21 protein-coding genes are annotated in these 24722 nt (G+C 35.7%); 6 read left to right on the forward strand and 15 right to left on the reverse strand.

Translation table 11 applies throughout. The annotated features are described in order from the left end of the window. Positions 1-53: 53 nt before the first annotated feature. Positions 54-665 (forward strand): GTP cyclohydrolase II, encoded by a 612-nt coding sequence (gene ribA / locus GYY69_RS00670; RefSeq protein ID WP_174795948.1) that lies wholly within the window; start codon positions 54-56, stop codon positions 663-665. A gap of 182 nt (positions 666-847) precedes the next feature. Here the strand turns inward: ribA and GYY69_RS00675 are convergent, their stop codons facing one another. The 4 genes from GYY69_RS00675 to zipA all read right to left on the reverse strand — a co-directional run bounded on the left by GYY69_RS00675 (position 848) and on the right by zipA (position 4821). Beyond that, complete coding sequence (locus GYY69_RS00675) at positions 848-1036, reverse strand: 2-hydroxymuconate tautomerase (RefSeq protein ID WP_065568141.1); 189 nt, start codon at positions 1034-1036, stop codon at positions 848-850. A gap of 9 nt (positions 1037-1045) precedes the next feature. After that, positions 1046-1564 carry an S-ribosylhomocysteine lyase gene (gene luxS / locus GYY69_RS00680; protein WP_174795949.1) on the reverse strand — a complete coding sequence of 173 codons (519 nt, stop codon included), beginning with the start codon at positions 1562-1564 and terminating at the stop codon, positions 1046-1048. A gap of 67 nt (positions 1565-1631) precedes the next feature. Next, positions 1632-3662 carry an NAD-dependent DNA ligase LigA gene (gene ligA / locus GYY69_RS00685; RefSeq protein WP_180214688.1) on the reverse strand — a complete coding sequence of 677 codons (2031 nt, stop codon included), beginning with the start codon at positions 3660-3662 and terminating at the stop codon, positions 1632-1634. 229 nt (positions 3663-3891) lie between these two features. Next, a complete protein-coding gene (gene zipA, locus GYY69_RS00690) occupies positions 3892-4821 on the reverse strand; it encodes a cell division protein ZipA (protein ID WP_446718870.1) in 930 nt (309 codons plus the stop codon). Between the two features lie 402 nt (positions 4822-5223). Here zipA and GYY69_RS00695 point away from each other — a divergent pair, with 402 nt between their 5' ends. Together GYY69_RS00695 and GYY69_RS00700 are read left to right on the forward strand one after the other, a co-directional pair. Beyond that, the gene (locus GYY69_RS00695) at positions 5224-6432 is read left to right on the forward strand and encodes an efflux RND transporter periplasmic adaptor subunit (RefSeq protein WP_174795952.1); all 1209 of its coding nucleotides are present in this window, start codon (positions 5224-5226) and stop codon (positions 6430-6432) included. A 19-nt stretch (positions 6433-6451) separates the two neighbouring features. Continuing rightward, complete coding sequence (locus GYY69_RS00700; RefSeq protein WP_174795953.1) at positions 6452-9655, forward strand: efflux RND transporter permease subunit; 3204 nt, start codon at positions 6452-6454, stop codon at positions 9653-9655. Positions 9656-10365: 710 nt separating this feature from the next. Here the strand turns inward: GYY69_RS00700 and ruvC are convergent. The 7 genes from ruvC to GYY69_RS00735 form a co-directional block, all read right to left on the reverse strand. Beyond that, positions 10366-10854, reverse strand: coding sequence for a crossover junction endodeoxyribonuclease RuvC (ruvC, locus tag GYY69_RS00705; protein WP_174795954.1), 489 nt, complete (start codon positions 10852-10854; stop codon positions 10366-10368). Next, complete coding sequence (locus GYY69_RS00710) at positions 10854-11597, reverse strand: YebC/PmpR family DNA-binding transcriptional regulator (RefSeq protein WP_174795955.1); 744 nt, start codon at positions 11595-11597, stop codon at positions 10854-10856. Before GYY69_RS00710 ends, ruvC begins: the two co-directional genes overlap by 1 nt. A gap of 179 nt (positions 11598-11776) precedes the next feature. Continuing rightward, positions 11777-12073, reverse strand: a complete 297-nt coding sequence (gene fis / locus GYY69_RS00715; protein ID WP_065639234.1) for a DNA-binding transcriptional regulator Fis — start codon at positions 12071-12073, stop codon at positions 11777-11779. A gap of 7 nt (positions 12074-12080) precedes the next feature. Beyond that, positions 12081-13088, reverse strand: coding sequence for a tRNA dihydrouridine synthase DusB (gene dusB, locus GYY69_RS00720; protein WP_174795956.1), 1008 nt, complete (start codon positions 13086-13088; stop codon positions 12081-12083). Positions 13089-13124: 36 nt separating this feature from the next. After that, positions 13125-13991 (reverse strand): 50S ribosomal protein L11 methyltransferase, encoded by an 867-nt coding sequence (gene prmA, locus GYY69_RS00725; protein ID WP_174795957.1) that lies wholly within the window; start codon positions 13989-13991, stop codon positions 13125-13127. Then, positions 13966-15417, reverse strand: a complete 1452-nt coding sequence (gene panF / locus GYY69_RS00730; protein WP_174795958.1) for a sodium/pantothenate symporter — start codon at positions 15415-15417, stop codon at positions 13966-13968. Before panF ends, prmA begins: the two co-directional genes overlap by 26 nt. Before the next feature lie 7 nt (positions 15418-15424). Beyond that, complete coding sequence (locus GYY69_RS00735; RefSeq protein ID WP_174795959.1) at positions 15425-15661, reverse strand: DUF997 family protein; 237 nt, start codon at positions 15659-15661, stop codon at positions 15425-15427. Positions 15662-15834: 173 nt separating this feature from the next. Here GYY69_RS00735 and ilvC point away from each other — a divergent pair, with 173 nt between their 5' ends. Then, the gene (gene ilvC / locus GYY69_RS00740; RefSeq protein WP_174795960.1) at positions 15835-17313 is read left to right on the forward strand and encodes a ketol-acid reductoisomerase; all 1479 of its coding nucleotides are present in this window, start codon (positions 15835-15837) and stop codon (positions 17311-17313) included. Positions 17314-17598: 285 nt separating this feature from the next. Then, a complete protein-coding gene (locus tag GYY69_RS00745; protein ID WP_202984912.1) occupies positions 17599-18171 on the forward strand; it encodes a cell division protein ZapC in 573 nt (190 codons plus the stop codon). Here GYY69_RS00745 and GYY69_RS00750 read toward each other — a convergent pair. Both GYY69_RS00750 and greB read right to left on the reverse strand, forming a co-directional pair. Further along, complete coding sequence (locus tag GYY69_RS00750; RefSeq protein ID WP_174795961.1) at positions 18161-19264, reverse strand: YcbX family protein; 1104 nt, start codon at positions 19262-19264, stop codon at positions 18161-18163. The genes GYY69_RS00745 and GYY69_RS00750 overlap by 11 nt on opposite strands. A 123-nt stretch (positions 19265-19387) precedes the next feature. Further along, on the reverse strand, positions 19388-19873 hold the full coding sequence (greB, locus tag GYY69_RS00755; protein WP_174795962.1) for a transcription elongation factor GreB: 486 nt from the start codon (positions 19871-19873) through the stop codon (positions 19388-19390). A 44-nt stretch (positions 19874-19917) separates the two neighbouring features. Here greB and GYY69_RS00760 point away from each other — a divergent pair, with 44 nt between their 5' ends. Then, positions 19918-22233: a Tex family protein gene (locus GYY69_RS00760; RefSeq protein WP_174795963.1), complete on the forward strand. Its 2316-nt coding sequence runs from the start codon at positions 19918-19920 to the stop codon at positions 22231-22233. A gap of 102 nt (positions 22234-22335) precedes the next feature. Here the strand turns inward: GYY69_RS00760 and GYY69_RS00765 are convergent, their stop codons facing one another. Both GYY69_RS00765 and GYY69_RS00770 read right to left on the reverse strand, forming a co-directional pair. Beyond that, entirely contained in the window at positions 22336-23202 is an 867-nt protein-coding gene (locus tag GYY69_RS00765; protein ID WP_174795964.1) for a YjjW family glycine radical enzyme activase, read from the reverse strand. Next, positions 23177-24718, reverse strand: a complete 1542-nt coding sequence (locus GYY69_RS00770; protein ID WP_174795965.1) for a YjjI family glycine radical enzyme — start codon at positions 24716-24718, stop codon at positions 23177-23179. The genes GYY69_RS00765 and GYY69_RS00770 overlap by 26 nt, the downstream gene beginning before the upstream one ends. Positions 24719-24722: the final 4 nt, after the last annotated feature.

Below are 24722 nucleotides of genomic sequence, written 5' to 3' on the forward strand. Positions count from 1 at the left end.
TAGATTTATTTTTATAAAATCTTAGCTATGTTTTATTTAAAACGGAGACAATAATGCAATTAAAACGTGTTGCACAAGCGAAACTGCCAACGCCATGGGGATGTTTCACTATTGTTGGATTTGAAGAAATTGCAACAAAAAAGGATCATGTAGCATTGGTATTTGGCGATATATCTGGTGATACACCAGTGCTTACAAGAATTCATTCTGAATGCTTAACCGGTGATGCGCTTTTTAGTTTACGCTGTGATTGTGGCTTTCAGTTAGAAGCTGCCTTAAAACAAATTGCAAAAGAAGGTAAAGGGATTTTAATTTATCATCGTCAAGAAGGGCGCAATATTGGTTTATTGAATAAAATTAGAGCTTATGCATTGCAAGATCAAGGTTTAGATACGGTTGAAGCTAATGAGCAATTAGGTTTTGCGGCGGATGAACGAGATTTTACTTTATGTGCAGACATACTGACTTTATTAGGGGTATCACAAATTCGTTTGTTAACCAATAACCCAGAAAAAATAAGAGTGCTTGAGCAGTCTGGTATTAAAATTACGCAACGAGAGCCATTGGAAGTTGGCGAAAATCCGAATAATGAACACTATTTAGAAACCAAAGTGAATAAAATGGGGCATTTGCTTCATCTGCATCACGCTAATTGTAAACATTAATCGCTTGGTTAAATAGTGAGTTGTTTATTTGTGATGGATTTTATCTAAGATAGTAAACATGTTGGAATAAAAAATCTCAAAATATATTTTCTATTTTGAGATTTTTTATGGAGCTTAATATACAAAAAGGAATTTTCACTTATTGATATTGTTATTTTCCCCATTATTTGACCACGTTAAAATCAATCTTTATCACTGCGCAACACGCCACCGTTAGCAATCTGATCTTTAGATATTTCGTGCATGATGATTTGTACGGCTTCTGGTTTGCAATTGAGGGTTTCGACAATGGCATTAGTCACGCGTTTTGCCATTTCTCTCTTTTGCTCTATAGTGCGACCTTCTAAAAAGTCGATCACGACATTTGGCATAAATACCTCCTAGTGGTGATTAATTTGGGCAAGTTGTTCATCTGTCAATGCGATTTCATCATTATGACAGACTCCAATACCGGATTTTATAATTTGTTCGGCAATGGCTTTGGCTTCATCTAATGAGTGCATTTTATAAGTACCACATTGATATTCATTTAATTCTGGAATTTGATTTTGCGATTTAACGTCTAATACATCATGCATTGATTTGAGCCATGCATCAACGACTAATTCTTCATCGGGTTGACCAATTACGCTCATGTAAAAACCAGTACGGCACCCCATTGGTGAAATATCGATTATTTCAACTTTATCACTGTTGAGATGATCGCGCATAAAGCCTGCAAATAAATGCTCTAATGTATGAATCCCTTTTTCTGGCAGATTGTCTTTGTTGGGAATGGTAAAGCGTAGATCAAACACCGTAATATCATCACCTTTTGGGGTTGCCATGGTTTTGGCAATTCGCACAAAAGGAGCTTTCATTTTGGTATGATCGACTTTAAAACTATCTAATAAAGGCATAATGTCCTCCTTGTTTTTTGCTTGTTATTTTAATCAATCTGCTAATAAGTACCAATGGATTTTATATTTACTCGGCAAGTAAATTTACCATTTCTTGCTCGTCAATAACTTTTATTCCCAGTTCTTGGGCTTTAGTAAGTTTAGAACCAGCGGCTTCTCCAGCAATCACGAGATTGGTATTTTTTGATACACTGCCTGTTACTTTTGCGCCTAACCGCTTTAATCTATTTTTGGCTTCATCACGGGTTAAAATAGATAAAGTACCGGTTAATACGATAGTTTTACCTGAAAAGGGTGAGTTTGTATCGGTTGCTTGTATTTGCGGGTTAACATCTTGCCAGTGAATGCCAATTTTATCGCTAGTTAGTTGATCTATTACGTTGCGATTATGTGGTTCTTGGAAAAAGTCTATAATGCTTTCGGCAATAACGACGCCTATATCGTTTACCATTTGTAATTGTTCAAGTGAAGCGTTTTCGATTGCCGATAAACTGCCTAGTTGATTAACCAAATTTTCGGCAGTAACTTCTCCTACATTTGGAATTCCAAGCGCAAATATAAAACGGCTTAATGTGGTATTTTTTGAGGCCTCTAATGCATTTAATAAATTATTGGCAGATTTTTCGCCAATTTTGTCCAAACTACATAGTGTTGGTAGATTAAGTTTATAAAGATCTACTGGGGTTTTGACATAATCTTTATCCACCAATTGTTCAATGATTTTATCCCCCATACCATCAATATTCATAGCCCGCCTTGAAACAAAATGTTTTAAGGCTTCTTTACGTTGTGCTGGGCAAATTAGTCCGCCGGCACAGCGCGATACAGCTTGGCCTTCGTCTCGCACTATTTGTGATCCACAAATAGGACAGTGAGTTGGGAATATGATTTCTTTTGTGTCCGCAGGTCTTCTGTCCAATATGACAGCGACAATTTTAGGAATAACATCACCTGCTCGGCGTACTGTTACATAGTCGCCTTCCCTAATGCCTAATCGTGTGATTTCATCACTATTATGTAATGTCGCATTGCTAACAATAACACCAGCAACTGAAACTGGTTCAAGTCTTGCAACTGGTGTAATTGCGCCTGTTCGTCCAACTTGAAAGTCTACCTTGTTTAATTGTGTGATTTCCTCTTGAGCAGGGAATTTAAATGCAGTTGCCCATCTTGGTGCACGAGCAACAAAGCCAAGTTCTTTTTGTTGTTCAATGCTATTAACTTTGATAACCACACCATCAATATCAAAGTCTAACGACATACGTTGCTCGCCAATTTGTTTAAAATAATCTAAAGCAGCCTGTGCGCCTTGACGTTTTTGAACTTTATCACTAACCGGTAATCCCCAAGCTTTAAATTGCATTAAGCGGTCATAGTGAGTATTAGGTAACGTAGTGCCTTCGACAATACCCACACCGTAACAAAAGAATGTTAAAGGTCTTTTTGCGGTAATTTTAGGATCCAACTGTCTTAATGATCCAGCAGCAGCATTACGCGGATTGGCAAATACTTTCTCGTTTCGCTTTTCGGCTTCTGTGTTGAGTTTTTCAAAGCCTTTATGTGTCATAAATACTTCACCACGGACTTCTAATCGAGCAGGAATGTTGTTGCCCCTTAGAACTAGTGGAATTGTTTTGATGGTTCTTACATTTGCTGTTATGTCTTCTCCTGTTGTGCCATCACCTCGAGTTGCAGCTTGTATAAAGTGGCCATTTTCATAAAGTAGGCTAACGGCAAGTCCATCAAGTTTGAGCTCACAACAATATTCAACATATTCAGCGTCGCTTAAATGAAGCCGATCTTTAACTCTTTTATTAAATGCTATAAAACTAGCATCATCAAACACATTATCGAGTGATAGCATGGGCATTTCGTGTTTGATAGATGCAAATTGTGCTAATGGTGAACCACCAACTCGTTGGGTTGGTGAGTCGGGCGTAATAAGCGTTGGATGCTGTTGTTCTAATGTTTGCAGCTGTTTTATTAGTTTATCATATTCAACATCGGGAATTTCTGGTGTATCAAGTACATAATAACAGTACTCATGGTGCCTAATTAGGTTTCGTAGTGAGGTCAATTGTTCTGTTATATCTTTAATCGATTCAGATAAATTTGCTGAATTTTCGTTTTTATTCGATAGTGACATGATAATAGGCTCTTAATTACAACGTAGGTTTTGGGAATATCATTACAATTGCATTAATCTAACTGTAAATAATGCATAGATAAATTAAATCATTTAAGTAAATATTTTACAGCAATATCTATTTATAACCACCAACCTAAGTTGGTGGCATTTTGTTAAAACTTTATTGAAAATATCGCGGTTAAATCTCGTTACAGGCTTTTTTAATGCGATCTTTGTAACTGTTGATTTTTTGTGGTGTCAGCATGTGATGTTCATCATCTAATACGACACCGTCAACATCATCCGCTATGCGTTGTGCTGTTTGTAACATTAATTTGAAATTTTGTTGGTTGTTACCTTCAGTTGGTGCAATCATAAAAATAGATACGCCAGGTGTAGTAAATTCATGCATTGTTTCTGGATCTAAATAGCCTGGTGTGACCATATTGGCTAAACTAAATAATGTTGGACCATTACCAGCAGGATCCACATGACGGTGGAAAATCCGCATGTCACCAAATTGAAAACCTGATTGCATAATACTAGCAAGTAATACGTCTCCTTGTAGGAGTTTTCCGTTAAGGCCTGTGATGTTTAACACGATAATTTCAGTTGTAGATTGCTTGTCGTCAATATTTGGCTTTTTAGATTTGTCATTAGGCTGGGTTTCGCTATCTGTATTTACTTGGTTTTCTTTCGTTGTTTGGGTTAAATCAAGTTGTTTTTCTTCTAATTTTTCATCTTCAAAAAGATCACGATTAATGTTGATAACAGGTTCTTTTTCCGTATCAGTATTAACTTCTTGTTGGCTATCATTATCAACAAATAGATCTACTTGTTGAGGTACATTTTCTTGTTCTTCTATCGCATCATCATTAATTACGCTATTTTTTTCAAGACTTTCATTATTTTTTATTGTGTTGGGCTTGAGTAAAATTACATCATCTTCTTCTAGACTATTTATAGCGAAGTCTTGAGATTGTTGAGTGTTTTGTCCAAATTTTTCTTCTTTATCTGAACTAAAAAGTGAAGAACGTTCTTTTTTATTGATCCAAAACCCATGGATGAGCAATGCAATAATGACCAAGGATGCAACAACAATTAGAACAATACGTAAATTATCCATAATAACCATCTCTGTATTAAATTAAATATAGACCTAAATTATTCAATCATATTTTGAAAAAAATGATTACGGAGTACAGCAATGTAAATTTTAACTTCTTTAAAAATTTAGATTAATCTTCATTAAAGCAACCGCACTTTGATCTTTAGTATAACATCTTCTTTAAGATACGTTATAGCACTAAAAATTAATTAATATATATTACTTGATTTCTGGCAATATTCATAATTATCAATATATTTTTTTAATATCATAATTTAGTTAGCAAATTTTTAGAACTCCGTGCTATTAACATGTAAAGTTACTTACAATCTATGCATATTTTTTGTAAAATCTCTGGTCACGTTTGAATAAAAACTATTATTTTTAAAAAGATAACGATTAAGTTCACTGAGGTCATTTTTTATGAGATTTAACAAGCTATTATTAGCCTTGCCCGTGGCGTGCGCCAGCCTACTTTTATTAACAAGTTGTGATAATGGTAAATCACAAAACGGTAAGAATCAATTACCGAAGGTAACAGTATTTAAAGTTGAACCATTAAACTACACATTAAAGATTAGTTTACCTGGCCGTGTTGTTGCGTCTCAAATTGCTGAAATTAGACCTCAAGTTAGCGGTATTATATTAAAACGAGAATTTGATGAAAGCTCAAATGTTAAATCTGGGCAGTCACTTTATCAAATTGATCCCGCTATTTACCAAGCTAATTATGACAGTGCTGTTGCAAGTGTAGCTAGTGCTAAAGCCAATGCAAACATTGCACAACTTACTCTTAAACGTTATGCTGGGCTGTTAAATACTAAATCAATCAGTCAACAAGATTATGATAAAGCAGCGGCGGATGCTAAACAGGCTGAAGCGGCTGTATTAGTTGCACAAGCGGCGGAGCATACCGCTAAAGTGAATTTAGACTATACAAAAGTATATTCGCCAATTGATGGATATATAGGTAAGTCAAGTGTTACTGAGGGAGCATTAGTTGCGGCTGGCCAATCAACACCACTAGCCCTAGTTCAACAACTAGACCCAATTTATGTTGATATGACCGAAGCGGCTACTCGCTACAATAAATATCTTCAAGATGAAAACGTAATTTATGAACCAGTTAAAGGTAACAATGTTGAATTATACTTTAATGATGGTTCTAAATACGCTTATCCAGGCAGTGTGAAATTTTCTGATATGACGGTTAATGAAACAACGGGTACTGTAACGTTGCGCTCACAGTTCACAAACGCTGAAGGCAAAATTTTACCAGGTATGTTTGTTAAGCCACAAATGACATTAGGTTATATCAAAAATGCTATACTTGTTCCACAACAAGGAATTACCAGTAATAAGTTAGGGCAATATACCGCAAAAATCTTAAGGCCTGATAATACAGTGGAATATCGACAAGATATCCAAGTATACACTGGCATAGGTGGTTATTGGGTTGTTACAAAAGGAATTAACGTTGGTGAAGAGGTTATTATTACAGGATTACTTAATTTAACTTCTGTCGAGAACGCCAAAGCAGATACACCACCTATGAAAGTAGAGAAAGTCGGACATCCTGGTAAACTTTCGCAAGAGCAATTAAATAATATCATCAAAAACAGTGTGAAATAAAACAGGGGTAGATTTAATTATGGCTAAGTTTTTTATTGATAGACCTGTTTTTGCATGGGTAATTGCTATCATGATGATGTTGGGAGGCGCGTTATGTATAAAGCTGTTAGCTGTTGAACAGTATCCTGATATTGCTCCACCAGCAGTTACTGTTAGTGCAGTTTATCCAGGTGCCGATGCACAGACTATCGAAAATACGGTTACTCAGTTAATTGAGCAGAATTTAACAGGATTAGATAATCTCATTTATATGAAATCAACCAGTAGTGCACAAGGTGTTGTTCAAACAACGTTAACCTTTGCGCCTGGAACTAATCCCGATTTTGCTCAGGTGCAAGTGTTAAATAAAGTTGAAAGCATTAAATCACGACTACCAGAAAGTGTGCAGAAAAATGGTGTTTCTGTTGCTAAAAACAACACTAGTTTTTTAAAGGTCGTTGGTTTTTATTCAACCAATCCACAAAAAACTCAAGCGGATATTGCTGACTTTGTTTATTCAACAGTACAAGATCAAATTCGACGAGTACAAGGTGTTGGTGATACACAATTATTTGGTTCTGAATATGCAATGCGTATTTGGCTTGATCCCAATAAATTGACCTATTTTAATTTATCCATTGAAGAAATCATAGCTGCTATTCAAGCACAAAACGCTCAGGTAACAGCAGGGCAATTAGGTGCTTTGCCATCAACAGACGGACAAGAACTTAATGCTACAATTACTGCACAATCGCGTTTAAAAACACCGGAACAATTCCAACATATTCTTGTTCGAGTTAATACCGATGGCTCTAATATTTTATTAAAAGATGTAGCCACTGTTGAAATTGGTGCATCTGATTATAACTTTATTTCGCTTTATAACGGTAATGCTTCAGCTGGTTTAGGGGTATATTTAGCAACAGGTGCTAATCAATTAGATACGTCAGATAAGGTTGATAAAAAACTAGTGGAGTTATCTAAAATCTTTCCTGAAGATATTAAATATTCTTTCCCATACGATACCACACCATTTGTTAAGCTTTCTATTAATAATGTAATTCACACATTAGTTGAAGCTATCATTTTGGTTGTTATTGTAATGTATGTGTTTTTACAAAACCTACGCTCGACACTGATTCCTACCATCACCGTACCAGTTGTATTGTTAGGTACATTTGCAATTTTGTATATTTGTGGATTTACTATTAACACGTTATCAATGTTCGCGATGGTACTGGCTATCGGCTTATTGGTTGATGATGCGATAGTTGTTATTGAAAACGTTGAGCGTATTATGCATGAGGAAGGTTTATCGCCTTATGACGCAACAGTTAAATCGATGGAACAAATTACATCGGCATTGGTTGGTATTGCTGTTGTATTATCGGCCGTGTTTGTGCCGATGGCTTTTTATGGTGGTGCCGCAGGTGGAATTTATCGTCAGTTCTCAATTACCATTGTAACTGCAATGGCATTATCCGTCTTAATGGCAATTGTGTTAACACCTGCACTTTGCGTTCAGATTTTAAAAGCACCATCTAAAAGTAAAGTAAGAAAGTCTTCACTAGGTGAAAAATTAGAATCTATACCGCCATTTAGTTGGTGTTCTGTCGGTTCCAAAAAATTCTTCGAATGGTTTAACAATTTTTATGAAAAGGGCTTACGTTCTTATGAAAAAGGCGTAATTAAGGTTATTCGTTATCCATTGATTACATTTGTTTGTTATGCCTTAATTCTTATTGGTTTAATTTTTGGTTTTAACCGTTTACCCACTGGCTTTTTACCTAATGAAGATCAGGGAGTGCTTTTGGTTATGGTTGAGTTACCGCCAGGCTCGACATTAGAACAAACCATGTCGGTATTAAATAAAACTGCAAAATTTTATACCGAGCAAAAAGCTGATTCTGTTGAAGAAATATTTACTGTTGCTGGATTTAGTATGGTGGGGCGTGGACAAAACATGGGACTTGGCTTTGTTCGCTTAAAAAATTGGGGTGAACGTAAACGCGCTGATCAAAAAATTGATGCTTTAGTTGCTAGTGGTTGGGGATTTGCTTCCACTATAACTGAAGGGCGGGTAATTGTTACCAACTTGCCAGCTGTTCCTGCATTAGGTATGGCTAATGGCTTTTCTTATGTTCTGAAAGATACGGCTAGTTATGGTCATGATGCGTTGGTAGGTGCATTTTTTCAAATGTTGGGGCAAGCTTCTCATCATCCAAAACTACAACAAGTTAGACCTGGAAGTATGCTAGATGTTCCACAGTACAAAATTAATGTTGATTTTGAAGCAGCACAAGCATTGGGCGTTTCGGTAAATTCAGTAAATACTGTATTGTCGACAGCTTTAGGCTCTGCTTATATTGATGATTTTGTTTATAATAACCGAGTTAAAAAAGTATACCTGCAATCTGATGCACCATATCGTATGTTGCCTGATGATTTTAGTTATTGGCATGTGAAAAATAAAAATGGTGAAATGGTTCCATATGATGCTTTTGCTACCACGACTAAAACCTATGGTTCGCCATCACTAGTTCGTTATGATGGTGTGGCTGCAATGGAGATAAGCGGTTCGGCTGCTCCAGGTCTAAGTTCTGGACAAGCAATGGCAGTGATGGAAGAATTATCAAAAAATTTGCCAAAAGGATTTACCTTTGATTGGACAGGTATTTCTTATCAAGAACGCCAAACAGGCTCACAAACAACGACACTTTACATTGTTTCAATTATTGTGGTGTTCTTGTCATTAGCAGCCTTATACGAAAGTTGGACTGTGCCAATTTCGATCTTATTTGTTATTCCTCTTGGAATCTTAGGTACTGTGTTTGCAACGATGTTTAGAGGTCTTGATAACGATATTTACTTTATCGTGGGGTTATTGACAACAATGGGGCTATCTGCCAAAAATGCTATCTTGATTGTAGAATTTGCCAAAGATGCGATTGAAAAAGAAGGTAAATCGTTAATTGATGCAACACTTGAAGCTTGTCGTTTACGATTGCGTCCAATTTTAATGACTTCATTTGCCTTTATTCTAGGTGTTTTACCATTGGCATTAAATACTGGAGCAGGTTCTGCAAGTCAAAATGCAGTAGGTACTGGTGTAATTGGTGGTATGTTAACTGCAACGTTTTTAGCTATATTTTATGTACCATTGTTCTTCTTATTTGTAACAAAACTATTTACGAAGCATAAAAATAAACCAGTTCTATTAAGTAGAAAAAATACGCTTAAATGATTTATATGTAAATTAATATAAAACGCTTATATCTATCTAGCTTTTGCTATGCATAAGGATGAACAAAAATATTTTTTACACTTAATTGAGCCGATTATTTTTATAATATCTTTAGAATAAAATAATTGAATTTAAAATGCGCTATTTGAGATTAGCGCATTTTTATGCTTTGCATAAAGTAATTGAGGGTTGGATATAACCATATTACAATAAATTGTTATTTTATAATAAGTTAATAAATTAAAGACTCAGTGTTACGTTGAACAGCGTATAATAATTTGTGTGATATTAGCTAAATAAAATAAGTATATGGTATACTTTCGACGAGAATATAAACTAAATATTTATATTATTAATAGTGGTTTATCAAAGGTAAATTAACAGCAGTCAAATTTCATTGATGTTCTTCTGTCCATTGAAGAATGGCATCTGTTGCAACTGAAAATGTTAAGAAAATTAAAGGAAAAACAGATCGTAATAGTGAAGAAACTAATCAACAAGATACTAATCAATAATATTATACTTAGCTTCTTTTGTTGTTGAAAAATAATAAAAAGGTATGTAGGTAAAAATTTGTAAAGCAAATATATTATTAGCTCTGTTTTACTACTTTTTGTGAAAATATTATAAAAGTATTTTATGACTCTTTTCGATTTAGTTGAAACATTTTTGTTCCCTAACAATCAGATAACATTGAAATGCTTATAATTTTACTTACGAGACTTTATCAGCTGTTGACTGGTGTGAGCATGGGTTATTGCTATGGCCAAAGCATCGGCAGCATCGGCTTGAGGACTAGCCGGTAGCTTTAATAATAATTTGACCATATGTTGTACTTGTTTTTTATCGGCAGCGCCTGTTCCTACTACGCACTGCTTAACTAAACGAGCAGCATATTCAAAAACAGGTAGATTATTATTAACTGCTGCGACAATTGCTGCTCCCCTTGCTTGGCCTAATTTCAATGCTGAGTCAGCATTACGAGCCATAAACACTTGTTCAATAGCAAACATATCTGGTTGGAATTGTAAGATAATTTCACCAACACCAGCATATACGCGTTTTAAACGGGTAGGTAAATCATCAACTGCAGTACGAATGCATCCGCTGCCAAGGTAAGTGAGTTGACGTCCCGTTTGTTGAATTACGCCGTAACCCGTCAAACGAGAGCCAGGATCGATGCCAAGAATAATGGCCATTAGAGTGTTGCTGCTACCTCATCTGAAACTTCACCATTATGGTAAACTTCTTGAACATCATCACAATCTTCAAGCATATCAATTAAACGTAATAGCTTTGGTGCAGATTCAATATCAAGATCCACTTTTGTTGATGGAATCATAGATACTTCAGCTGCTTCGGCAACTAAACCTGCTGCATCAAGTGCATCTTTAACTTCACCAAAAGTTTCTGGTGTAGTAAATACATCAATAGCACCATCATCATAAGTTACAATATCATCAGCACCTGCTTCAAGTGCTGCGTCCATGACTTTATCTTCGTCTGTGCCAACAGGGTATGAAATAACTCCTTTTTTAGTGAATAAATATGAAACTGAGCCATCAGTACCTAAATTACCACCTGATTTAGTAAAGGCGTGACGCACTTCTGATACCGTACGGTTTCGGTTATCACTTAAACATTCAACCATGACAGCTGTACCTGCGGGACCATAGCCTTCATAAATAATCGTTTCCATATTGCTATCATCTTCACCGCCAACACCACGAGCAACGGCTCGGTTCATGGTATCTCGAGTCATATTATTCGATAATGCTTTATCCATTGCAGCGCGTAGTCGTGGATTTGACGCTGGATCGCCACCACCAAGTTTTGCTGCTGTTACCAACTCACGAATAATTTTGGTAAAGATTTTTCCGCGTTTTGCATCTTGTGCTGCTTTGCGGTGTTTGGTATTGGCCCATTTACTATGACCTGCCATAAAATTCTCCAGATTAAATAATTGAAAAAATCACCGTATTCTAGCAAACTTTTATGAAAAATTCATTAGCAATATCTTTATTCATTTTATGAAGGATTCATTAAAGTTTTTATTTATCAGCAAAAAGCGCCTTACAGAAAGGCGCTTTTTTGTCATATTAACAATGGAATAATAGTTAATTAACTCATTCCATATTGTTTTAATTTTTTGCGTAGTGTACCTCGGTTGATACCAAGCATATTTGCAGCTCTGGTTTGATTACCACGGGTATATTGCATAACCATATCAAGGAATGGATGTTCAACTTCAGCTAACACTAAATCATATAGATCTGTAGGATCTTCACCATTTAATTGCGATAAATAGTTTTTTAAAGCTTGCTTTACGGAATCTCGCAATGGCTTTTGTGTTATTTGGTCCTGAGAATTTACAGTTGTAAATTTAAGTGCTGCAGCTGTAACGCGTTGTTCTGACATAGTATTCTTAACTCTTTGGGTTGTTTCTAATTTGACTAAAAAATGCTTTTAGAGTGTTTACTTGCTCACTTGTATTGCTAAGTACACTAAATAAGCGCCTGAATTGATCGCTGTCAGCATAATTCTTGGTGTACCAATTTACATGCTTTCTGGCAATCCTTAATCCTTTGTATTCTCCATAAAATTGATAAAGTTCATCAAGATGTGACAATACAACTTGTTCTACTTCATCAATAGTTTTATTATTTTTTAACTGTCCATGTGTTAAATAGAATGCAATTTCTTCAAATATCCAAGGTCGCCCCTGTGCCGCTCGGCCGATCATTATAGCATCAGCTTGCGTATATTGAAAAACATCTTTTGCCTGTTCAGGTGTACAAATATCCCCATTGGCAATTACAGGAATCGTAACGTTTTCTTTAACTGCCTTAATAGAGTCATATTCAGCCACACCATTGAATAAGCAAGCACGAGTTCGTCCATGAATAGTAATTGCCTTTATGCCACAATCCTGTGCAATTTGTGCGATTTCTATGCAATTTCTATGATCTTTATTCCATCCAGTCCGCGTTTTTAATGTTACCGGAACATCAACTGCACCGACAACTTTCTGCAAAATTTTTTTAATAAGTTCTGGATACTGCATTAAAGCAGATCCTGCCAATTTTTTATTGACCTTTTTAGCTGGACATCCCATATTGATATCAATCAATTGAGCGCCATGTTTGACGTTAAATTCTGCAGCTCTAGCCATTTCGTCGGGATCAGAACCAACAATTTGTACTGCACGAACACCAATATCCTCGCTTGCAACCATCCGCAGAGCTGATTTATCGGTATGCCAAACATCCGAATTTGCTAAAAACATTTCTGAAACTGTCATACCAGCACCAAACTGATAGCACAAATTACGAAATGGTTTATCGCTGATTCCAGCCATTGGCGCAGCAATTAAATTATTTTTTAATTTAATTTCACCAATGTTAAGCAAATTAAGGCCGGCTATATTACGCATTTTTTCTCTAACTTAAAAGGGGGTAACGTTATTTTTTTAATTTTTTTTACCAGTGATGCGGCACCACTCTTCCTGTTCAACAACAGGATCTAATGTAAAATGAGGTTTATAAGCCGTGAAAACACTTGGTGACTGAGTTGCTAAAATACCCGATAAGCCTAGCTTACCTTGTGGTTTTACTAATTTGCTTATATGTGGTTCAAGTTCTTTTAATGGGCCGGCTAAAATATTGGCAACAAGGATATCTGCTTGTAAATTATCAGGGATATCTTTTGATAAATAAAGTTCTAACTTTTCGCTGACATCATTACGCAGCGCATTGTCACGGCTAGCTTGAATGGCTTGAGGATCAATATCGATACCAATTACCCGCTTTGCGCCTAATTTAAGTGCTGCAATTGCCAAAATACCAGACCCACAACCGTAATCAATTACTAGTTTATCTTTCAGATCTAAACTATCAAGCCAAGTTAAGCATAATGCAGTAGTGGGATGAGTGCCTGTGCCAAAAGCTAAACCAGGATCTAACATAACATTGACTGCATTTGCATCCGGTACATCGCGCCAACTTGGGCAAATCCAAAGTCGCTTACCAAATTGCATAGGATGAAAGTTATCCATCCATTCACGTTCCCAGTCTTTATCTTCTAGTTGTTCAATCTTATAAGAATATTGAGCAAGATTTAATGTTGCTTTTAATTCATCGATATCTGTTTGGGCATCATATAGGCCAATTACATCGGTATTACCCCAAAGTTTTGTTTCACCTGGTAATGGTTCAAAAACAGGATTATCATAAGTGTCTTGAAACGTGACTGAGGCTGCGCCAGACTCTTCTAATTGTTCGCTAATTTTTTCGGCAAGATCGTTAGTTGTATTAATTCTGAGTTGAATCCAAGGCATAATTTTTTCCTGTGTTACCAAACATATTGGCAATGATAAACACCACCAATCCAATAATTAAGGATGGGATAATCGGATGAAAAGCATAAAGCTTTATATTGTAAGCCGCCAATAAAATATAGCTTATTGCGCCGGCAAACATAGAACACAAAGCTCCTGTTGAATTGGCTTTTTTCCAATAAAGTCCAAGCACTAATGGCCATAAAAATACGGCTTCAAGCCCACCAAAAGCAAGTAAATTTAACCATATAATCATATCAGGTGGATTCCAAGCTGCTAAAATAAGTAATCCGCCAAAAATAAAGGTGATGATAACAGATATGCGCGTTAACATTTTATCACTATAGCTTTTGCTATGCTTCATGCTTAAAAATAGGTCTTTAATGATCACTGATGAAACTTGTAGTAACTGGGCATTAATTGTTGACATAATTGCGGCAAGCGGAGCTGCTAAAAAGATACCAGCCGCTAATGGTGGCATGATGTTAATTATTAGGGTAGGAACGATTTGATCTGGAACTGTTAAATCACTAATAATCGCTCTACCAAGTGCGCCAGATAGGTGCATGGTCAACATAATGACTGTGACAACAATCGTACCAATGATAATGCCTTGATGTACGGCTTTACTATCTTTGTACGCCATGCAACGAACCGCTGTATGAGGTAAACCAACTACGGCAAAGCAGACTAAAACCCAAAATGATGCCATAAAAGGAAAGTCCATAAAATTATTAGGACCTTGTGGTGTGAGTAGTGCAGGATCGATTTCATTTAAACGATGAATAATTGCTGTTATACCCCCACCCGCATAGATAATCGCTGTTAATAGTAAGATAGCACCAATTATCATTACTAGACCTTGGAAGGCATCATTTAAAATACTCGCTCTAAAGCCGCCAAAAGCGGTATAAATAACGGTACCAATACCAAAAATCAATAATCCGATATCGTAAGAAATGCCAACCGATGATTCCAGTAATCGTGCACCACCAACAAACTGTACTGTCATAGCGCCAATAAAAGCAACAACTAATGCAATGCTAGCCAACCAAACGATGGCTTTACTTTTATAGTGTGCATAAAGCATGTCACTTAAGGTTATTGCATTATATTTACGCGCTAAAATGGCAAATTTTTTGCCTAAAATACCAAGTGAAAGTAGTACTGTTGGGACTTGGATCATCGACAATAATACCCAACCAAGACCAAATTTATAGGCTGCACCTGGGCCACCAATGAAAGAGCTGGCACTAATATAAGTTGCAGCTAATGTCATGGCTAGTAAAAATCCACCCATGGTTCTATTACCGATAAAGTAATCAGTAAATTGATTTACCTTTTTGCGTTTCATATATGCATAAATTGATAACGCAAACACGAAAATAAGGTAGATGACAAGCGGTACAATAATATCCAAATGCATTGTTTTATCACTTAATTTGTTCTAATGAAATGTTTTTGAATTGAAATTTTACAACCACCCAACAAAGTAATACAAAACCGAAAGGTACCATGATGCAAGATAGTTCAAACCATAATGGAAGACCTAAAAATCCTATATTATCGCTAACACAGTAAGCACAAACAATCCATCCAAGAAGATAAATAAAAGTTAACAATAACGAAAGTTTAGCTTCTTTATTAGCTTGCTTATATCGAGTATCCATATTGATTGATTGGTAAATTGAGGGTGGCTTAGATTAAAAGAAAGTACTTAACTTAGCAAGGTTGTTGCAATTTATGCAATATTGTATTTTAAATATATCAATTTTCGCAATATAAAAAGTACTATATAGTGATTGATAGTCGATTATGAATAACTCAACTCTTGGAGAGAATAATGTCAAACTATTTTAATACACTCAATTTACGCGAAAAATTAGAACAATTAGGTCAATGCCGTTTTATGGCTCGTGATGAATTTGCAACAGAAGCTCACTTTTTAAAAGGTAAAAAAATTGTTATTGTTGGTTGTGGAGCACAAGGGCTTAATCAAGGTCTTAATATGCGTGATTCAGGTTTAGATATATCTTATGCATTACGTAAAGAAGCTATTGCTGAAAAACGAGCATCATGGAAAAAGGCAACTGAAAATGGTTTTAAAGTAGGAAGTTATGAAGAATTAATTCCAACAGCAGATCTTGTTATTAACTTAACACCAGATAAACAGCACTCAGCAGTTGTAAAAGCAGTCCAACCACTAATGAAACAAGGCGCAGCACTAGGCTATTCTCATGGTTTTAATATTGTTGAAGTGGGCGAAAAGATTCGTTCTGATATCACAGTTGTTATGGTAGCACCTAAATGCCCGGGGACTGAAGTGCGTGAAGAGTATAAACGTGGCTTTGGGGTACCAACACTGATCGCTGTGCATCCAGAAAACGATCCCAAAGGTGAGGGTTTAGCAATCGCTAAAGCATGGGCTGCGGCCACTGGTGGACATCGTGCTGGTGTTTTACAATCTTCATTTGTTGCTGAAGTTAAGTCAGACTTAATGGGTGAACAAACAATACTTTGTGGTATGTTACAAACCGGATCGTTACTTTGCTTTGATAAATTGGTTGCAGATGGTGTCGATCCTGCTTATGCATGTAAATTACTTCAATTTGGTTGGGAAACAATCACTGAAGCGTTAAAACAAGGTGGAATTACCTTGATGATGGATCGTTTATCAAATCCAGCTAAATTAAGGGCAAACGCTTTAGCAAAAGAATTGAAAGTGATTATGACGGATCTTTACCGTAAGCACATGGATGATATTATATCTGGCGAATTTTCATCAACCATGATGAAAGACTGGGCAAATGATGATGTTAACCTACTTAAATGGCGTAAAGAAACTGGCGAAACTGCATTTGAAAAAGCCGCTGAATATCAAGGTAAAATTGATGAACAAGCTTACTTTGATCAGGGAGTAGTGATGATTGCAATGGTTAAAGCTGGTGTTGAACTTGCGTTCGAAACTATGCTTGAATCTGGCATTTTACCTGAATCAGCTTATTATGAATCGTTACATGAATTACCACTGATTGCTAATACCATTGCGCGTAAACGTCTATATGAAATGAATGTAGTAATTTCTGACACAGCTGAATATGGTAACTATCTATTTGCTAATGCCGCTGTACCGCTATTAAGAGAAAAATTTATGCCAATGTTACAATCAGGTGATATTGGTAAAGCAATTCCTGAAGATAGCGTCGATAATGCACAATTACGCGATGTGAATGAAGAAATTCGTAATCATCCAATAGAAATAATCGGCCGTAAACTACGTAGTTATATGACTGATATGAAACGTATTAATGTTGCAAGCTAACAGTGATTTATAAATAAAGGGGTGCTGAAAAGCACCTTTTTTATGTCTAAAATTTTAAAGAAAGTGTTTGTTTTAGCATAAAAAATCCTATCAAACTATCTAAATCGATCTAAATTAGATTCCACTTAGAGAGTTTTGAACTTTTAGATTGAACTTTAAAATATTTAAAAATTAAATAATTAAGCTATTTTTATTTTAACTTTATATTTATTTTTTAACTAATTTATGTTATTTTTTTGAATAAATTTAATTTAATTTAATTTAATTGACGAGGATAATATATCAATGAAAATGGCTTTTCGGCCGACTGATTGTTGGCGTTGGTATTTTGACAGCGAATACGATAGCCTAATGCTTGAAGTTTCATCTGAAATGCTATTCCGTTCTTGTTATCCAAGTAAAATGTTAATTCCTGATGTTTTTGGTGAATTTTCATTTTCTGTTAGCGATGCAACGTCTTATTACCAATTTCGTGATGGTTGCCAGTTACTTGATTTGACTGATGCACAAAAAATTGAATTATCCATTAATGCGATTGTGGCAGCTAATTTTTTGAAACCTCAAATGCCCAAGAGCTGGTATTTTTCTCAACAGCCAATGCTATACGTTCCAAAAGTCGCAGATGTTGTCGAGGTAAGTTTACAAGAAGGTGGGCAAAAGGTTTATTTGATGATTGTCGAGGCGGGTGAAAATGCTTCGCTTTGTATTATTGCGCAACCTTCTTTTGTTGCTATGAGCAAAACGTTTATGTTTTCTGAAGCAATTAAGGTGATGAATGATAGATTAAAGCCTGTAGAGGAAAAATTAATTGCACAAATACCAGTGTTAGATAATTTTGAATTTAAAGCTATTTCTTGATTAGTTCAAGTATAATATCTCCTTTAGGAACGCAACTACAAGCTAAAATTCGATTATTGCGTTTTACAGCTGACTGAGTTAATGCGCTTATTTCTCCCTTTCTCAAAATAACTAAGCAACGTCCACAAACAGCCGAACGACAAGAATAAGGTAATGCTATTTTATGCTGTTCTAACTGCTCTAAAATAGTTTGCTTATTATTACCTTTAATGGTTTTTCCTTCAAAAGTGATTGTACAAAGTTGTGTTTCACGTTTTGTTTCTGGTGGAAAGGTTTTAATATAGTTTTTGGCTATTTGCCTTTCCAATATTTCTATTTTATCATGAACTGAGATTGTTCCATGATTTCGGGCAATCATATTCATACCAAAATTAATTTGACCTTGTTCATCAGCTCTAAAATAACGTAATGTTTTCAACGGTTCATTATTGGCTAATGGTTTTGCAGAATTGACATCCATTGTTGTTAGTACGCATCGAGTACAAGGTTTAACGATATCAAAAATCACCTCGCCAATTTTAATTGTCTTCCAACCATCTTCAGCAAAAGGTAGTGCACCATGGATAATAATATTTCCCCGAAATTGCCTAATATCGAGTTTTTCTGGGCATTGATGTTGTAAATAATCAAATGAAGCTTTGTTTAATAACAAATAAGGATAACCATCAGCAAAACTAACGGGCACTTCTGGGTAGCGTTTTGTTCTGCGTGATAATTGATACCCAACCCAACGCAGTTGGACATCTTTTTGAAGAATATGGCTAAAAAATTGATTCACTCTTATAGGAGCAATTTGTGAAGTGAAATGATTTCCCCAAACTTCTGTTGGTTCTTGTAAACTTGAAAATTCATCAAGATTAAGGCTGATTGGCGTAGTTGATGGATGTGAAATATGGACTTCGCTACCAATAATGGTAGCACTCAGTTTTAATAATTGTGGATACTGCCTTGCTGTAATAAATGTACCATCAGGCTCGCTAATCATCAAAATACGATCGTACTCAAAGCCACCATCGACCGTATTTGCTTTAGTAAGTTCTATACCTTGAATCGATTTGATTGGATAGATGTATAATTGATTGACGGAAATCATAATCCCTTAAGTAAATGGTAAATATTGGTATGATTATATACTTAATTACTCGTATTTTATAGACAATAGAATGTCAGATTAAGAGTAATAAAAAACCTGATTGTTTAATTTGAAACACACAACTTAAGAGGCAAAGTCAGTATAGCTAATCCCTACAATATAATAAAACATTTTGCCATTTGGGGTGATAACGGCTATTTCATCATCGACTTTATGTCCTATTAGTGCTCTTGCGACAGGGCTGTTGATAGATATCCAATTTTTTTTAGGATCAAACTCATCCGCTCCTACAATGCGATAAACATATAAGTTTCCATTTTCATCTTCTAATTTTACCCATGCACCAAAAAATACTTTGCCTTCTTGTCTAGGGTCTGGCTCAACAATTGTCAGTGTTTCTAATCGTTTGGTTAGAAAACGAACTCGTCTATCGATTTCTCTTAACCTTCGTTTGCCATAGATGTATTCGGCATTTTCACTGCGATCACCAAGCGCAGCTGCATCCGATACTGCTTGGGTAACTTTAGGTCTTTCTTCTTTCCATAAATATTTTAGTTCACGATCGAGTGCTAAATAGCCCTCTCTTGTTATATAATTAGCTTTTTGCATGTTGAAGATAAATTCTGTTAATTGACAAAATATTCAGAGATACCATGATAAATAATCAAATTAGCCATATTATAGCTGGTGAACTCAGTGTAAAACCAGAACAAATTTTAGCTGCGATTCAATTATTGGACGAAGGTAGCACTGTTCCATTTATCGCTCGATATCGAAAAGAGGTAACAGGAGGGCTTGATGATACCCAATTACGTACTCTTGATAGCCGATTAAGCTATTTACGTGAACTTGAAGATCGCAAAAAAACGATTTTAAAGTCCATTGAAGAGCAAGGTAAATTAACGCCAGAATTAAGCAAAAGTATTACACAAACGCTCAGTAAAACCGAACTTGAAGATCTCTACCTACCTTACAAGCCCAAACGTCGTACTCGCGGTCAAATTGCCATTGAAGCGGGTCTTGAACCACTTGCCGATGACTTATGGCAAAATCCTTCATTAAATCCAGAAATCGAAGCAGAAAAATATCTCAATGTAGATAAAGGTATTACTGATACAAAATCAGCATTAGATGGTGCGCGTTATATTTTAATGGAGAAATTTGCTGAAGATGCGGCATTACTGGCAAAAGTACGTCATTATCTTTGGAATAATGCTCATTTAGTTTCACAAGTGGTGAGTGGCAAAGAAGAAGAAGGCGCAAAATTCCGAGACTATTTTGCGCAAAGTGAACTTATTTCCAAAGTTCCATCTCATCGTGCATTAGCCATGTTCCGAGGGAGAAATGAAGGCTTTTTACAACTCTCGTTAAATGCCGATCCACAATTTGAAGAAACACCAAAAGAAAGTTATTGTGAACAAATTATCACTGAATATTTAGGTGTTCATTTTAATGACCAACCAGCAGATAAATGGCGTAAAGCTGTTATTAATTGGACATGGCGCATTAAAATTTTAATGCACATGGAAACCGAATTAATGACAACATTACGTGAACATGCTGAAGAAGAAGCGATTAACGTCTTTGCTGCCAACTTGCATGATATGTTAATGGCTGCACCAGCTGGTATGAAAGTCACTATGGGCATGGATCCAGGTTTAAGAACAGGCGTAAAAATAGCAGTTGTTGATGCAACCGGTAAACTAGTTGCGACCGAAACGATTTACCCACATACAGGACAGGCTGATAAAGCAGCTATGGTTATCGCTGCGCTTTGTATCAAATACCAAGTTGAATTAGTCGCTATTGGCAATGGTACAGCTTCGCGCGAAACTGAGCGTTTTTACCTTGATGTTCAAAAAAAATATCCAGAAGTTAAAGGTCAAAAAGTTATTGTTAGCGAAGCTGGTGCTTCAGTGTATTCAGCATCAGAACTTGCAGCACAAGAGTTTCCTGATCTTGACGTATCGATCCGTGGTGCGGTATCAATTGCAAGGCGATTGCAAGATCCATTGGCAGAGCTTGTTAAAATTGATCCTAAATCAATTGGTGTTGGCCAATATCAGCATGATGTGAGCCAAACTCAGTTAGCTAAAAAACTTGATGCTGTTGTTGAAGATGGTGTAAATGCCGTTGGTGTTAATTTGAATACCGCCTCAATGATGCTACTTGCACGTATTGCTGGACTTAATAAAGTGATTGCCCAAAATATTATTGATTGGCGTAATGAAAATGGACAATTTACCGACCGTAAACAGTTATTAAAAGTATCACGTTTAGGTCTCAAAGCATTTGAGCAGTGTGCAGGCTTTTTACGGATTATGGATGGTAAAAATCCGCTTGATGCATCAGCCGTTCACCCCGAAGCTTATCCTGTGGTAGAGCGAATTTTAGAAAAAAATCATAAATCATTAAAAGATATTTTAGGTGACACAAATTATTTAAAATCACTTAAAGCGATTGATTATGTTGATGATCATTTTGGCGTTCCAACCGTAACCGATATTATTAAAGAACTCGACAAGCCAGGACGTGATCCAAGACCTGAATTTAAAACCGCTCAATTTGCTGATGATATCGAAACCATGGAAGATCTAAAAATTGGCATGATTATGGAAGGTGCGGTAACCAATGTAACCAACTTTGGTGCTTTTGTGGATATTGGGGTACACCAAGATGGTTTAGTGCATATTTCAGCACTATCAGATAAGTTTGTTGACGATCCAAGAACAGTTGTCAAAGCTGGTGATATTGTTAAAGTGAAAGTGATTGAAGTTGATATTTCACGCAGACGTATCGCTTTAACTATGCGTCTTGATGATCCAACGTCATTAACTAAGCAAGACGATAGTCGATCCTATAAAAGTCGATCTCATGCTAGCAAACCAAATAATAAGAGTTTACAGTTAGGTAATAGTGCAATGGGCAATGCGTTTGCTGCTGCATTTAAAAAAGGCAAAGAGCAATAAGTTGAATCCATTAAAATTAAAAAGGAGGGAAACAATGTTTCCCTTTTTAATTGGTTTATTTTTAAACTGTTTTTATCGTTATTATTTGCTGACGGTAAAAAATTATAAATATACAAGGGGCAAAGTAATCTGTTTGAATCCACTTTGTTTTAATTGCTGGGCAAAAAGTTCTATTTGTTGTTTACTGGCAGACTGCCATGTTTTAGCAATGCCATGTACGCCATGGTTATGAAATGCATTAATTCTTATTCGAATATTGGGATCTAAATCAATTAAGAATTTGGCAATATTTTCAGCGTTATTTTGTAGATCGGTTTGTTTAGGAATAATTAAAAATCTTACTTCATATAATTTATTAACTTTCGCAAGATATTTAATCGTATCTTTTACTCGTAGATTGTCTCGTCCTGTTAGCTGTTTATGTACATCATTATCCCAAGCTTTAAGATCAATCATTGCGCCGTCCATCACGTTTTCTAATTTTTGCCATCCTGTTTGGTGTAAGTAACCATTGCTATCAATAAAGCAAGTAAGGTGATTTAAATCGTTGGCTTGTTTTATTGCTCTAAATAGTTTCTCAATAAAAGGCAGTTGTATAGTCGCTTCTCCCCCACTGAGGGTTATACCATTTAAAAATGGCAGATATTTTCGGATAATTTTTAATATATCTTCAACACTGTATTTATAAGTCATTGGTGTTGAATTATGAACGCAAATATTAATACAAGTATCGCATTGTTGGCAAACCGAAATTTGCCATACAACTCTATGATTTTTAAATCTTAATGCTTTATGTGGACAAGCATTAACACAGTCGCCACAATCTTTACATAATGATATTGTGTAAGGATTGTGGCAGTTTAAGCAACGAAAATTACATCCTTGTAAAAATATTACTAGCCGATTGCCAGGCCCATCAACACAAGAAAAGGGTAAAATCTTATTAACGATTGCCCATGATTTGTTCATGACTGATTACTCTTGGCTTTCTACATAAATAGCTATTGACATCATCAGCAGCTTCTGCTCCTAAGAACGTGGTATTGATTCGTGAACCTTCTTTGTTATACTTTTTGATATCGGATAATCTCACCATATAACCTGTTACTCGAACAAGATCATTGCCACTGATATTGGCAGTAAATTCACGGAAACCAAATTTGAAAGCTGCTTTACAAATTTGTAGTAATGCAGATGGATTATTTTTGATGGTTTCTTCGATAGTTAAAATATCACTAATGCCAGATGTGTAATAATGATGATGTTTAAACAATGCCATAATATGGGTAACAGGATCGGGCTCATGACCATAAGGAATTCGTAGACCAGGGGTTGTATCTTTATCTATACTAATTCCTGATTGGGCGTGTAACATGGCTTTTCCTTTCCAAGCATTTTTTATTGTGTGACTATCAATAAATTTGGCAATTAGTTGGGTAATGTTTAATGCCCGTTCATTTGCTTGTTCGTCAAAACCATAACGTCCTGCTAAATTTGCGTTTTCTTGCAAAATATTGACCGCTTCAGCCATGCCAAAGATACCAAACATTGGTGCAAATCGGTTAGGATCAATTAATTCTTCTTGGACTAAAAAACTGCCATCAAAAAAGTTGGATTGTTCATAAAGAAAAGCAGATCTTGCTTTAATAAGATTTAACTGTAATTGGCAATAATAGGGGAGGGTATTTGTCAAAAAGTCTTCACTATTTTTACTGCGCAATGCAACTTCTTTTAAGTTGATTCGTGAAAGAGTGCTTCCTCCGCCTGCAACTGGTAGTGAATTATAACAACTTACTACACCATATCCTTTGTCATCAAAATCTTTTTGGATCATATTATTGTTGGCAATATGAGGTTTGCTTGTTTCACAAATATTTTCTATTGCTACTAATAATAGTGATTCAGGGGTAATATTTTCATCATAGATAAAGGTTAAATTAGGTGCAACTTGTTTGAGTTCTCTATCTATACGTAAGATTACACGACAGAGAATATTATCGGTTGGTCCAATATTGGCATGCATAAATGCGTCAGGTAAATTACGATCTAGCATTATCCAAAAATGTTTTAATCGCTCGTAAATTTCATCTTCTGTAAGATGGCCAACGTAAGGAAGTAAGATTTGATCTAAACAGCCTAAGTAAACAGGCATACCAGTTACTGAAGGAACATGATGATAAATGATGGTAAGCATATTTAATGCATCATCAAAAGTATTAGCAGGTTCAAGTTCAAGCCACTTTGAGCCTTGTTTTAAGAATTTAGTATAATCGGGGAGCACATAACGCGGTTTATACGGTGCGTGACCTTCATACATATCACAAATAACACGTTCATTTAAGGCTTTTTGGGTTTCACTATCTAGCTCTAAATAAGGCAAGTTATTTTCCGCAGCAAGTGCAAGCAAATTAGATTTTTGTTTTGGTGATAGGTTGGGATCTGTCACAATGTTATAACAATTTTGTTGAAATTCGGTCAAGCTCATAATT

Source organism: Gilliamella sp. ESL0250, from assembly GCF_013345045.1.
GTDB classification, from domain to species: domain Bacteria; phylum Pseudomonadota; class Gammaproteobacteria; order Enterobacterales; family Orbaceae; genus Gilliamella; species Gilliamella apicola_H.

Coding starts and splice junctions, on each gene's coding strand:
- ribA (WP_174795948.1), top strand. CDS start 54: ATGCAATTAAAACGTGTTGCACAAGCGAAACTGCCAACGCCATGGGGA.
- GYY69_RS00675 (WP_065568141.1), bottom strand. CDS start 1,036: ATGCCAAATGTCGTGATCGACTTTTTAGAAGGTCGCACTATAGAGCAA.
- luxS (WP_174795949.1), bottom strand. CDS start 1,564: ATGCCTTTATTAGATAGTTTTAAAGTCGATCATACCAAAATGAAAGCT.
- GYY69_RS00695 (WP_174795952.1), top strand. CDS start 5,224: ATGAGATTTAACAAGCTATTATTAGCCTTGCCCGTGGCGTGCGCCAGC.
- GYY69_RS00700 (WP_174795953.1), top strand. CDS start 6,452: ATGGCTAAGTTTTTTATTGATAGACCTGTTTTTGCATGGGTAATTGCT.
- ruvC (WP_174795954.1), bottom strand. CDS start 10,854: ATGGCCATTATTCTTGGCATCGATCCTGGCTCTCGTTTGACGGGTTAC.
- GYY69_RS00710 (WP_174795955.1), bottom strand. CDS start 11,597: ATGGCAGGTCATAGTAAATGGGCCAATACCAAACACCGCAAAGCAGCA.
- fis (WP_065639234.1), bottom strand. CDS start 12,073: ATGTCAGAACAACGCGTTACAGCTGCAGCACTTAAATTTACAACTGTA.
- dusB (WP_174795956.1), bottom strand. CDS start 13,088: ATGCGTAATATAGCCGGCCTTAATTTGCTTAACATTGGTGAAATTAAA.
- prmA (WP_174795957.1), bottom strand. CDS start 13,991: ATGCCTTGGATTCAACTCAGAATTAATACAACTAACGATCTTGCCGAA.
- panF (WP_174795958.1), bottom strand. CDS start 15,417: ATGCATTTGGATATTATTGTACCGCTTGTCATCTACCTTATTTTCGTG.
- GYY69_RS00735 (WP_174795959.1), bottom strand. CDS start 15,661: ATGGATACTCGATATAAGCAAGCTAATAAAGAAGCTAAACTTTCGTTA.
- ilvC (WP_174795960.1), top strand. CDS start 15,835: ATGTCAAACTATTTTAATACACTCAATTTACGCGAAAAATTAGAACAA.
- GYY69_RS00745 (WP_202984912.1), top strand. CDS start 17,599: ATGAAAATGGCTTTTCGGCCGACTGATTGTTGGCGTTGGTATTTTGAC.
- GYY69_RS00750 (WP_174795961.1), bottom strand. CDS start 19,264: ATGATTTCCGTCAATCAATTATACATCTATCCAATCAAATCGATTCAA.
- greB (WP_174795962.1), bottom strand. CDS start 19,873: ATGCAAAAAGCTAATTATATAACAAGAGAGGGCTATTTAGCACTCGAT.
- GYY69_RS00760 (WP_174795963.1), top strand. CDS start 19,918: ATGATAAATAATCAAATTAGCCATATTATAGCTGGTGAACTCAGTGTA.
- GYY69_RS00765 (WP_174795964.1), bottom strand. CDS start 23,202: ATGAACAAATCATGGGCAATCGTTAATAAGATTTTACCCTTTTCTTGT.
- GYY69_RS00770 (WP_174795965.1), bottom strand. CDS start 24,718: ATGAGCTTGACCGAATTTCAACAAAATTGTTATAACATTGTGACAGAT.